This window comes from Streptococcus sp. M334 (assembly GCF_000187745.1).
Taxonomy (GTDB): Bacteria; Bacillota; Bacilli; order Lactobacillales; family Streptococcaceae; genus Streptococcus.
Window position 1 is genome coordinate 383,270 of record NZ_GL732486.1, and the last position, 12,379, is coordinate 395,648.

Consider the following 12,379-nt stretch of genomic DNA (forward strand, 5'->3'; position numbering starts at 1 on the left):
TAGATTATTGCAAAACTCATAAGCGTTTGAGTTCACACACAATTCGCGCTTATAAGAATGATCTTATGCAATTTTATAACTCAGACCATGATAATGTCGAATCCTATATAGAACACTTGACACAATCTAGCATAAAAACGAATACATTAAGAAGAAAAATTGCCTGTATGAAGGTGTTTTATAACTATCTAAAATACCAGAACATAATTGAAGAGAATCCCTTCAATCAATTGCGCTTTCAATTTAGAACTGAAAAAATATTACCTAAAACGATTCCGCATGACATTCTGAAAAGCATTTTTATATATTTAGAACAGAAAGTAATTGTATCTAAAACTGATTATCAAAAACAACACGCTGAAAGAAATCTACTGATTATTTCACTTTTACTTTCAACAGGCATCAGAATTTCTGAACTTTGCCACATTCATCTCAAAGATATTAATCTTTCCAATAAGACACTCCATATTATAGGAAAGGGTAAGAAAGAGCGTATCCTATTTTTAGGAGATCAAAAAACATTCAATTTATTAGAAACATATATAAATAAAACAAGAAATGAATCCAATGATTTCTTGTTCCCAGGGAAACATTCACTTAAACCATTGTCAGAGCAAAGTGTACGTTTAGTAATAAAGAGAATCGTTGAACAAAATAACTTTTCTAGAACTATTACACCGCATATGTTTAGACATAGCTTTGCGACAATGCTTCTAGATAGTGATGTAGATATTCGATATATTCAACAAATGCTAGGACACAGTTCTATATCAATCACACAAATCTATACTCACGTATCTCATTCAAAACAAAAAGAAATACTTAGTTCTTTTAATCCTGTATCAGCGATTCATTCTGAAATCGAGTAAGAGAACTTTCCAAAGCTTACAGTTTAGTTCATCTAAAATTAATTTTTGTAGTTCGAATTTAGTTAATAGATTTTATGCTCAACAAAAGCAAAAAACATATAAAACTTCATTTTGAATCAGCATTTATACTAGATTCCGTATTAAGAACTCCATAATTGTTTTTCTAAAATATAACTTTCAAATATCCTTAAATATAGATGAGGAAAAACTCAATCTCAGAAGAAAATGGAGTAAATCTTCCTACAAGAAAACGCATAGTATCAAGTTTCAACACCTAATACTATGCGTTTTTCTGATTTTAAAGACTTTTTTTATCCTAAATAGACTTTATTTTAAAATCCGAGATCTAATAACCATTTCGATTAGTTAAATCTTTCAATCTTTCTTCTCCAGATTTAAGCATCTCTTTCTCTACATTACTCCATTTTCCGAAGAGGCATTCTTGAAGAACTGTTGTTACGGAAATCTCATCCGTTTCAGAATCGTAAATACATGTCCTATCTCTTTGGTAAATTTGAATGCGGTCAAAGAGTTTATCGTTTTCTAACTCTCTTAGGTTATCAACTAAATGCTCTACAATACCATCATGATGTTCTTTTGGAGTTGCGCGTGCTTGAGTTGGATTGATAGAGTACAGTTCTTCGTACCGGATAAGGGTACTCAGATAAGACAGCTCAGGCTTTGTCGCAATTAAGTCTAATTGTACTTCATATCCCTTATTTTTCAATAGTTGTGCTGTTTTCTTTGGAACATCAATAGTACGTAAAGTTCCCTCAATCAAAAGATTGTATCCCAAATGACTCAATTCTCTCACTAAAGACTCCACCATTTTTCCTGCAAAATCCTTGGTGTATTCAACACTATCTTTGCCATATTCTTGCTGAAGTTCTAAATAGTGTGGATGCTGAGAACGAAAACTATCGCCATCTATGATAACAATATTTCCTTGAAATTCTTTCTGTTTAATACGATGAATTGTAGTCTTACCAGCACCACTTTGCCCTCCAAGTAAAATCGCAATAGGTTGCTTACTGGACTTTTTTCTTCTTGTCAGTGAGCGAAGGTTCCGTGCTAGAGCATGTTTGAATTCACTATCAGTATAATCTTGGATTTCCATTAGGTTACCATCCGTTTTTCAGATATCTCTAACATACGTTCAATTCCATCCAAATAGCCACTATATCTCTCTACTTCATTAAAAGTCTCTACTAAATAGATATTCGTATGAATCAAGTAAGATAGATCGTCACTCATTAAAATCCAAGGATTAGATTCATCATCAATGCTAATTCCCTGGCTATCTTGATAACGATAGAGTCTAGATAGTAGATTAGCACCTCTTTCTTTCACAATTTCAATTTTTAAAGTCAATTCATAATCTTCAACAGGATTGAGCATTTTATCTTCTCCTACAATATCGACATAAGATACATTAAACTTCTGACAAATGATGTCTATTAATTCGGTAGAGACTGAACTCGTTCCATTTTCATAACGACTCAGACTATTTCGTGAAATACCTACAATCCGTGCAAATTCGGGTTGTGTTAAGTCATGTGTTTTACGTAAGGATTTTATGTTCTTTCCAATCATGGCAAACTCCTTTATTTTTATAATTCAATTATAGCATAAAAAAGCATAACGCACCAAAATTGGTGCGTTATTTCTTATTTTTCTAGCCTAAACTTTACTTCTAAAAAAGCTACCTAAAAGGGAGCATAACACTCAACAGTATAGAGATAATACTCTTCGAAAATCAAATTCAAACTGCGTCAGCTTCGCCTTGCCATACCTAAGTACAGTCAGCGACTAGCTTCCTAGTTTGCTCTTTGATTTTCGTTGAGTATAAGTACATCTCTTTAATGAAATGTCGTTATTTTTATCTATCTTCCAGAAAATCTGGGTGAGTTAAATTACTATTATTGAGAAATGATTTAAATTGTTCTGGATCATTTCGATGTAAGACGCCTAATATTATTCTAGCATCATGCTTAAACTCGCATGTATTAATGGGATTGCGAGTTCTATCAAACCTATCTTCTCCATGAGAGTACTCATTATTTATACGTTGTATAAACGGAGCATTCTCACCTCCGAAATAATTAATAATTTTATTGTCATTGTTTGTTTGACAGTCAGGATATTTAAAGTACAAAAGAGTTTCAATAAACTTTCTGCCGTTATTTGGAAAATTATAAAAAACAGAAAAATTATTTTCGTCTTCATCTTCCGTCGCCACTCTATATATTTGTTCAAACAGGAATACAAATTCCGTGACTTTATTTGACATATAATTAGGCAAATTTTTTATATAACTTTTTGACGGGATATTTTCAGCTTCTTTTATCTTTTCTATTAAGTAATAATCTTTTTTATTAGAAAATCTATTTGTATATTTCAAGAAATCTAGATTATGAGTGGACAAGAAGTATTGTAAAAATTCTTTCTTTTTTAGAAGACAAAAAATTAGGTTGTAAATATAAAAAATGTTATTTTCATCTAGACTAGAGACAGGGTCATCAATAAATAAGATTGTTTTTGACTTTTCTTCTGTCGACAAACTTTCTAATCTTGTAATATAATAAGCAAAGGCTATTAATGATTTTTCTCCTTCACTTAGATTATATGCTCTTTCTTCATTTCGAGAAACTTCGAAATATATACCTTCCTCATCATCGACTGATTTTAGGGACATCTCTGAATGTGCTAAAGAATTTTGAAGTATCATATTTATACGTTTTACTGCTTCAGATTCTGACTTTAAACTACCTTCAAGTTCACTAATATCTTTCTCAAATTTTTCTTTTTCTTCGTTTACTATTTTCTGCTCCAAATTTATTTTTTCCATATCCTCTTGGAGTTGGTCAACTTCTTGAGATAGTTTAGTGAACTCAGGTACAGGGAACTCTTTTACAATATAATATCTTCGAAGAAAATCTAAACTTTTAGTTTTCCTATCCTCAAATTGTTCTATCTGTTTAATAGTGTCATCATATAGTGAGTTAATCTCAACTTGAATTTCGGAAAAATCAATCCAATTTAAATCATTAATTTCAATTTTAGAAAAAATGTCTCGTTGTTTTTCTGAAATTTTTGATTCTAGTATTTCTAGAACTCTTTTTCTATTATCAGTATTATTTTCAATCTCTTTGTTTATATTTTGAATATCAGATACAGAATCTTTAAAATAATCTTCCTTATTAATATTTGGAATAGCATCTAATTTTTGGATTTCTGATTTTATCCTATTATTTTGCAGCACTAATTCGTTTTCCAGAGATCTTAACTCATCAGAAAAAGCCAACTTTAGATTTTTAATGAGGTCACTATCAATGCTATTACCACAAAATACACATTTTTCTGGATTATCTCCATGGATATCAACACCATGCTTAATCCAATTTATTTTATCTGGACTATCTTTATATTCATCTAAAATATTACTTACTGAGACAACTTTAGATAAAAGTTTCTTCGTATTTTCTAAAAATAATGTGAAATTAAAATTTTTATCAAAACTAACTAAATCAATTTTTTGTGGTTTATTTATGTTTTTTTCGAGAATTCGTATTTTGGCTTGTTCAACATTCTTTTCTAACTCAGCTACAGCCTTCTCATCATCTTGTAATGGTAAAATAGGAAAATGAGCTGAATATTTTTCAAACTCCTCCTTTATATCTCGTATATCATATTTATTACCAACTACGACCGAGGGATTCTTTAAATTCTTAATTTTTGAAGCAGTTGTTCTCAGTTTTGAATCTAAACTATCTTTACTGATTTTAGTCTTTTGTTGCTTTTCAGTTATATCCAATTCAATCTGTGACAATTTTTCATTTCTAGGTTTAAGTTCGTTTAATCGTATATCTTCGATTTTCTTCAAGGTTTCATTAGTATCACTACCTATTGAAATTTGGAAACTATTTAATTTATTGTCGTTGTGAAGATAAATATTATCGTCAATAAATCGCTGATTAAAAACTTTGCAATCTATTGGTAACTCGCTACCTATTTCGTTTGACTTAATAATCCTATGATTAGCTAGTTTGACTTCAAAATCTATCTTTTCATACTTTTCTGGAAGTTGCTTAAGTTCAATACTTTGAAAAATTTTCGAATAAGTACTTTTTCCGGAATAGTTTCTACCGTAAAAAATATTAATTCTTCCATCATTAAAATCATTACCGATACCTGATTGACTATGCTGTTTGTAGTCTTTATAGCAACCAAAATCTTTGATATCAATTTTTTTTATTTCTAAATTTGACATAATTTATACCTCTCTTTCATTATATCATATAGAGATAACATAAAACAGGATGCTTACTCAAATTACTTTATAAATGAGAATCGTGCCAATGAAGCAACTTCTTTCAACTCCGTAAAATAAAATTTTTAAGCCTAATCTATCATATGAAATACTGCAAAACTTAGTCTTAATTTGTCAGTCTAACTTATTCCGACAGGAGTTTCATTTCTGACTTGACAAAAATGAGTCACAAGCCGACTGTCACGAAACACAACTGAACTATTCTGGTAGACATTTATTACAATTTATCGGAAAACTAAATAACGAAAAAGCGAGTCAGTCCGCCTGACTCGCTACTATTAACCCTGATAACTGAACTGCTAGCTATCAACTTGGCTAAGAGTAATTTCTTTCTTTTGAGGTCACTTGTTTCAAAATACTATACATTAAAATACTCTTGTTTAATTTTTGTAAGCAGATTGTTAGCAACCGAAGTTACACCAACATGCATCAGTTCAGGATCAGAATAATCTAGATTACGAGCATAGCCTTCTGCAACAGTCTGAGCAATACGCTTATCCAATTTATAATTAGAGGCTTTTAATAGTGCTTGAAATAATTCTGAACTATATAGTTTAATATTATTTTCCAATGATACTACTGCCATTTTTGTAACTCCTCTCCTGTTTTTGATTGATAAACCTTCTCTATTCTTATTATATCACAAAAAGATTGGTTGTGGATGGATAATTGTTTAAAAGAATAGGGTTTTCTAAACTCAGCAAGCATTTCTTCTTTTGTAATTTCATTTTGACGAAAACGAGCTAAAGCTTGGGTTGGATTATCATCAGTCTGAACACCATAGATAAAATCAAAATGGTGTTGTAATTCATCTGGATTTTCCCGATTTTGAACTACAAATTCCGCAAAATCTAAATCTGACTCTGACTTTTTATGTTTTGCAAAATAGTGACAATGATAGTCAGGGTTCTTAAAAATTTCTACAAAATTTGAAATACGAAATTCTACTATAATTCCTACTTCTTCCTTTGAGTCAAAAATATTATTGTTAGAGGTGCTTCGATTTAATGCTTCAACTTGCTTGTTAATAAATTTTCTAGCTTGTTCAAAGTCAGGCGTAATATAGAATCCAGGTCCAAAATCTAGCTCCCTTCCTAAGTTAAATTGAACATCGATTCCTTTTTTTAAGGATTCTAAATGTTTCAATAATGTAGCATGAAACCACTGAGTCTGACCTAGTTGCTTTTCCTGCTTGGTAGTCAAGTCCAAAATATTTACTTCCTTCTCTAGTCTATACTAAAAGTATAACACAAGACTTTATTCAAGTAAAAGAAAATTTTATAAAACGATTCACTTCCTTCCATCTTTTCTAAATCTCTCTAAATTCTTCTCCAATTGTTCCTTATGAAGTTGGTTCTTAGCTTCCTTTAATGTGTCGTCCAAAGTTTCTTCTCTATAAGTTGCTTCTGTTTTTAGTTGTTCTGATCCTTGATTTGGTGTGAAAATGATATCTAGCAGTCGGTCTATTTTTTCAAGATCCTGGACAGACATATCAGATAGTCGATGAATTAGTTTCTTAAATACATCACTATTGTCTTGTTTTTTCTTAAAAAATTTTGTAAACATCTATAACCTCTCAAAAAAAGCAGCCTCTTAAGACTGCTTAGTGTAATTCGGAAATCGCATCATAAATGGACTGCAATTTCTTATTGTCTTTATTCTTTGTGTCAATCAACGTATGTAGCTCTTCAATTTTCTTTTGACTGCTTTCAATATCGCTATTGTTATCCGCAATAAGTCTTTTAAGATGTTGCTGATAACTTGTAGTGATATCTGTCTCTTTTCCTGTTCTAACCTCTGTAACTTTGGGTTTAGAACTAGGATTCGATGCCGTCACAGGTTCTTGTTTTCGCTTTTGAAAAGCTGCTTCATAATTTACATCATTACCTCCTTGATGATTTCCAAATAAGGCCGCAATTTTATCTGGATCTTCTTGATTTTCTGATTTACTTTCTAATGGTTGATTAAAATTCCAATCTTTTGTCATTCACTCATTTCATCCTTTCTAAATTCAGAATCATCGAATTGTCTTTCTCTACCGAAGGCATGGTCAAGAGCTTCTTCAAAACTCATGTGACTAATGCTTTGACGCCTTTTGAACGTCGCAAACATCGCTGTCTCCAGTTGCTCTTTGTATGCAGTTAGTTTTTCGGTCTCTCTTGCTACCTTGCTTTCTTGCCTAGTGACCTTTTCTTCTAAGCGTTCAATAATGGTCATATACGAACCTCCTTCATTCTAATATTAGCTAAAACATCTTGATTTTGTTATCACAATTCTAAACATTGAGAGGATTGTCTTACTGGTTGGTACCCTAATGTCTCTTTTACAGTTTCAAGCATACATTGTAAATCTGCTTTCTTTTCTCTAAGAACATCATTCCAGTCTAGCTTCACTTTCCCAGATTCATTATCAGGTAAATCCAGTAAAACAGGAAATCCTGATTGAGATAACTTATCAGAAAAATCTTTTCCAGCATCATCACAATCTACCGCAAGTGTCAATAAATCAGGATGATTATCAAAATAGCTGGTGGTATCACGAATTGTATTGATTAGAGGCAATAATTTTGAAGGTATTACTGTATCTAAAAATTCCAATTTCTGATTTTCTTCAGCTATCAGTCGTAAAGTTTGATAAGCGACAACAGACCTTTTTAATCCCTCCATAGATACCAAACGAACATCTGATAGACTTTGTTGATGAAGCTCGTAATAGCTCATTAAGTCGATGAACGATTCACAAAAGACTAGTCTATTGGGGTGACCGATATCAAAGGATATTCCAACATGTCCATGGCTTCCTTTTAGAATCGTTTTCAACCTCTCTCTTGGAAGAGAATGTTTCTTATAAATCCCTTGTAAGCTTGCTGCCTGCAGTTTATGACGATGATCAAAACTTTAAAAAACAATAACAGGTTCAACAGTTTCATTTGTTTTCCAACTAGCTTGTGCTATCAAACCTTGTTGAATCATCTTTTGTATGATTTCTTCTGAGATTCCTCTACATTCTGTTAAGTAATATCTGGCCAGACTACAGTTTGAATCTTCTATTCTCTTTAAAGGATAATTAAATGGTCTCTCTCTATTTTCTTGAACAGCTTCTTTTTGAAAAGGTTCTTCAGAAAGAAAAGCTAGAGTTTCTTTAAAGGAAAGTCCCTTAACAAGTCGAACAAAATCAATGACATCACCTTGAATATCTCTTGAAAACCATTTAAAAGTATTGGTATTCGAAAAAATCCGGAATGAATCGTGTTCAGGATGTTCATAGACACTGCTCGAAACTTGTTTAAAGGAGATACCTAAACGATTGGCTACATCAAGAATTGAAATTTGCTTACATTCTTCTATTTCCATGCAATATTATCATTTTGTTGTAGTATTTGGCAATGATGGAACAGATGAGGATTCTTCCAAAGTTTTGGGAGTGGCCTTATCCAAATCATCTAACCCAGATTTCCAAACCTGCACTTGATTGACCAATAACTTACCTGGTAGTTTCGAATAAGACAACTTAACCGTTCTGGTTTCTGTCTGATTGGTCTTTGATTGGTTGGCATTCTTTAAATCAGATACATAGGTTACATTATAAGAGACCATGGCAATGGCTTGATTCGTAGTCTGATTGACAAAGATATCTGCTTTTTCAAAATGATAATCCAAAATATAGTCCTTATAAACTTGGTTCATGGCATCATTTTGACTTGACAATTCTTGAGAATAAGCCGATTCAGTCATATAAGGTTGAATACGTGTATTATTTTCTCCGAGCTTTTCTTTCGTATAGTACTGCGTCAAAAATTCTTTTACAGTATCCGATGACAAAATGCTGGCTTTATCTTCTGCTTGTTTGTCCTCTACAAGTTTAGCTGCAGCCAATTCGATTTCTTTGCGACTTTGTTTAGCAGTAGAATGTTGACCAGCAGTATATCCCATCATGAGAATAAAGCTAGTTGCGGCTACTGCTCCAACACTAATTAAGGCTTTAGTTTTGACTTTATTTAACATCTTAGACCTTCTTTCTATAAAAACTAGGTCAAGCATACCAGATAAATCTTGAAAAAAGTATCACAATAGAAAAAGGACTCTACATTGAAAAAAGAATCCTTAATTTTTTATAATACTATCAAATAATTGTCTCAAATTCACCGAGCTTACCACGGGAAAAACGAGGCCTGAGTAAAAAAAGCGCTCGGTATTTAGACCCCCAAAAAACCGAAATGCGTTGAAAGCGTATGATCAGTTTTATCATGACTAGATAATAGATGATGAAAATCAGGAATATCCAAAATCATATTCTTATGAAAACTCTTTTGAACTTGTGAAAAGCTTATGTTAGTCATGTTTTAGAACTCTTTTCACGACAACCAACTCCCCATCCTTGATTTCCCAAATCTGATCAAAGCGTGATAGCATCTCTTCTTGACGGTGAAGTGTAAGGACGACAGCACTTGACAAGCTAAGTACCTTGTCTAATTCCTTTTGAAATTGGCTGGCATCCAAAGCAGAAAAAGGCTCATCCATGATAATTAGCGGACTATGACGATTTTTCTCCCGATTGAGATACATGTGCTGTTGCTGACCACCTGACAGGGACTGGGGTGGTATCTTTTCAAACTTTTCATCCCTAAAATTAGCCTCAAAAGTCTTGAAAATAGTGACATTATTTTCATAAGATGAGATAAAGGTGTGCTCCTGTTGCAAAATCATACCAAATTTGCCCCAGAGTTGATGAACAGGGAGATGATCAAGTAAGATTTCACCTTGAAAATCCCGGTCAGTCCCGTTTAAAATGTTGAGCAGACTACTCTTTCCAGAACCATTTTCGCCGATGAGGGCAATCTTGTCCCCCTTGCGAATTTCAACGTGAGGAATAGTCAAGCTAGACTCCCCCAGTCGCTTGGTGATATGGTTTAGCATCAGGCTCTCGAAAGACATCTGAGGCGCCTGAACAGCGGACGGACGGCTGACAATTGCTTGAAAACTTTGCACCACAGGTTTGACCGACTCCAGCATTTGCAAGTCGTATAGGATTTCCTGGATTGGCTCCGAAAAAGCAGTGATATAGCCAAAGCTAGCCACAACCTCAGGAATGCCCAACTGCTGAGTGGCAAGGGAGTAAGCGAGATAAGCGAAAAGGACAATGCTGATAAACTCAAAGGAAAGCCCTGTCAGCAGAATACCCATGATTTTGGTCAAACCGTAACCCAAATACTTATCCTGCAAGGTATTGAGAGCATTTCGTTGCTGGTCCTGAAAGCCAGACAAGGTGACTTGATTGACCAGATGGTGTCCCTTGAGCAAATCCTCCAAAGTACGATAGTAATTTCCCTGCTTTTCTAGATAAACCTGCCGATGTTGGGCGGTTAACTTCCCCACAATCTTGGGAATTTGAATACTGACAGCTGTCGAAACAAGCAAAATCAAAGCGACCAAAGGATTGATGGTGCGACTAATCACCACAGTGTAAATGAGAATCCTCAGAATTTGCTTGATAAAACTCATAAGAGGTGGTAGGTAGTCCTTCTCCAAGGAATCTAGGTCGTTTGATTGATAGGAAATGTACTCTGCCACCGTTTTCTGCTTGAAATCGTGGTGCCTCAACTCCAAAAGCGAATGAAATCAGTCATTTTTAAGATGAGTGGAAAAGAGAATTGCCTGCTTCCAATCCAAACGCATCTGGATATAGTTGCAACCCAGATAGCACAACACCGCCAGGCAGTAGCCATACAAGGCAATTTGATAATGCCCCCTAACCAATTCCTGGGTGAAATAGGGTAGCAAGGCAGTGCAGACATTGGAAATACCACCAAAAACCAGATTAAAGAAAAGATACCAACGCAGCGGTTTAAGATAAATCTGCATAGACTATACTCCTTGCTAAAGCTGTTTTTTTGCATATCGTAGAACAATTTCTACTGTCTCCCGATTCTGATAATGCAATACCAGGACATTGCGTACAATAATTAGAAATCGCACATGTACTACAATTCTTACTGTTTTTTAAAGTGTATTTTGCTATCTTATTGAAAGCCGATCTATTCCATATTTCTCTGATAGGGGTCAGATATATATTTCCAATACTCCTACTGTAAAGAGAACATGGTTGTACTGCTCCTAAACATGTTATATATAGTGATAACTGCACAGAACTACACGTTAAAAAATTTTCATTCTTATGAACAAAAGTAACACCATTTATTTCATCTATTTTTTTCTGTATTGGAATTAGTTGTTTTAGAGTCAACGATTTCACTCTAACCTCATTTCCTATCGTACCTCTCCGTGGAACAATTTGGGTATCAACCTTATATTTGAAATTATTTTTCTTACAAAAATCATATACTTTATCAATGGAGTTAATGTTTTGTAAAAATAGAGGTGTTTTTACTTCTACTAGAATATCAAATTTCTTTAATAATTCTAGATTATGAAGACATCTTTCCAATGAACCTTTTTTATTGGTAATCTGATCGTGAATCTCTTTATCCATTGAGAATATTGTACAAGAAATATAATCAATATATAAATCTGACAAAATTGCAATGCGTTGCTCATTCAACATTGACACATTTGAATAGATAATTACATTGAAAAACATTTCCCTAGCAATCTTAATATATTTCATAGCAAAAGGATGTGCAAACACTTCTCCTCCTGTAAAAACAATTTCAAATGTACCTAACTCTCGTAATTGAACTAAGAGATTTCTAAAAGTATCTAAATCAAATCCTTTCTGATTATATTCTGAAATGTAACAATGTTCACATCTCCAATTACAAAACGAAGTTATTTCAATCGTTACTGAGTATAAATTACGATTTTCTCGGTATAATTTTATAACATCTGTTATATCTTTAATAGTTTCAGTCATGCATATCACAACTCCTAAAAAGGTAAGCAAAGAACGATACAAGTTAAAATTATTTAATCATCCTTTGCATTACCTTTAGCAACATCTAATCAAAAGTTGATTAGTTACTACTTGTGTCAACAACAATATGAGAACTTCCACCACTACATAGTGCTGACTTTCTACTACTGATAACAACTGTTGGTGCTTTAACAACCAATTGTGGTTTTTTGAAAACTTTAGTCATGAACCCTCTCTCCTTTCCCATCATGTAGTACTTATATGCCTCTCTCCAGAGGAATTAAAAATAACACTTCATATCTCTCTAACT

At 33.1% G+C, this 12,379-nt stretch carries 11 protein-coding genes and 2 pseudogenes; 1 reads left to right on the plus strand and 12 read right to left on the minus strand.

Translation table 11 applies throughout. The features are described from left to right. On the plus strand, positions 1-869 hold an 869-nt coding region (locus tag HMPREF0851_RS06440; RefSeq protein ID WP_029693024.1), incomplete at its 5' end, for a tyrosine-type recombinase/integrase. 346 nt (positions 870-1,215) lie between these two features. Here HMPREF0851_RS06440 and pezT read toward each other — a convergent pair. The 12 genes and pseudogenes from pezT to HMPREF0851_RS06500 form a co-directional block, all read right to left on the minus strand. After that, positions 1,216-1,986 (minus strand): type II toxin-antitoxin system toxin PezT, encoded by a 771-nt coding sequence (pezT, locus tag HMPREF0851_RS06445; protein WP_000405375.1) that lies wholly within the window; start codon positions 1,984-1,986, stop codon positions 1,216-1,218. Then, positions 1,986-2,462: a type II toxin-antitoxin system antitoxin PezA gene (gene pezA / locus HMPREF0851_RS06450; protein WP_000579621.1), complete on the minus strand. Its 477-nt coding sequence runs from the start codon at positions 2,460-2,462 to the stop codon at positions 1,986-1,988. Before pezA ends, pezT begins: the two co-directional genes overlap by 1 nt. A gap of 286 nt (positions 2,463-2,748) precedes the next feature. After that, complete coding sequence (locus tag HMPREF0851_RS06455) at positions 2,749-5,139, minus strand: AAA family ATPase (protein ID WP_000067110.1); 2,391 nt, start codon at positions 5,137-5,139, stop codon at positions 2,749-2,751. A gap of 418 nt (positions 5,140-5,557) precedes the next feature. Further along, a complete protein-coding gene (locus tag HMPREF0851_RS06460) occupies positions 5,558-5,785 on the minus strand; it encodes a hypothetical protein (RefSeq protein WP_000301903.1) in 228 nt (75 codons plus the stop codon). Further along, positions 5,776-6,408, minus strand: a complete 633-nt coding sequence (locus HMPREF0851_RS06465; protein WP_000366551.1) for a DUF3990 domain-containing protein — start codon at positions 6,406-6,408, stop codon at positions 5,776-5,778. Before HMPREF0851_RS06465 ends, HMPREF0851_RS06460 begins: the two co-directional genes overlap by 10 nt. An 81-nt stretch (positions 6,409-6,489) precedes the next feature. Beyond that, positions 6,490-6,765 carry a hypothetical protein gene (locus HMPREF0851_RS06470; RefSeq protein ID WP_000494353.1) on the minus strand — a complete coding sequence of 92 codons (276 nt, stop codon included), beginning with the start codon at positions 6,763-6,765 and terminating at the stop codon, positions 6,490-6,492. Between the two features lie 37 nt (positions 6,766-6,802). Then, the gene (locus tag HMPREF0851_RS06475) at positions 6,803-7,186 is read right to left on the minus strand and encodes a DUF5945 family protein (RefSeq protein ID WP_000159217.1); all 384 of its coding nucleotides are present in this window, start codon (positions 7,184-7,186) and stop codon (positions 6,803-6,805) included. Further along, complete coding sequence (locus tag HMPREF0851_RS06480) at positions 7,183-7,416, minus strand: DUF5965 family protein (protein WP_000152428.1); 234 nt, start codon at positions 7,414-7,416, stop codon at positions 7,183-7,185. The genes HMPREF0851_RS06475 and HMPREF0851_RS06480 overlap by 4 nt, the downstream gene beginning before the upstream one ends. A gap of 50 nt (positions 7,417-7,466) precedes the next feature. Beyond that, positions 7,467-8,552 (minus strand): annotated as a pseudogene (locus HMPREF0851_RS06485) (DNA primase). Between the two features lie 9 nt (positions 8,553-8,561). Then, positions 8,562-9,203 (minus strand): hypothetical protein, encoded by a 642-nt coding sequence (locus tag HMPREF0851_RS06490; RefSeq protein WP_000933083.1) that lies wholly within the window; start codon positions 9,201-9,203, stop codon positions 8,562-8,564. 327 nt (positions 9,204-9,530) lie between these two features. Continuing rightward, positions 9,531-11,060: pseudogene (locus tag HMPREF0851_RS06495) on the minus strand (ATP-binding cassette domain-containing protein). Beyond that, a complete protein-coding gene (locus tag HMPREF0851_RS06500) occupies positions 11,044-12,069 on the minus strand; it encodes a radical SAM/SPASM domain-containing protein (protein ID WP_000140809.1) in 1,026 nt (341 codons plus the stop codon). The pseudogene HMPREF0851_RS06495 and the gene HMPREF0851_RS06500 overlap by 17 nt, the downstream one beginning before the upstream one ends. Positions 12,070-12,379: the final 310 nt, after the last annotated feature.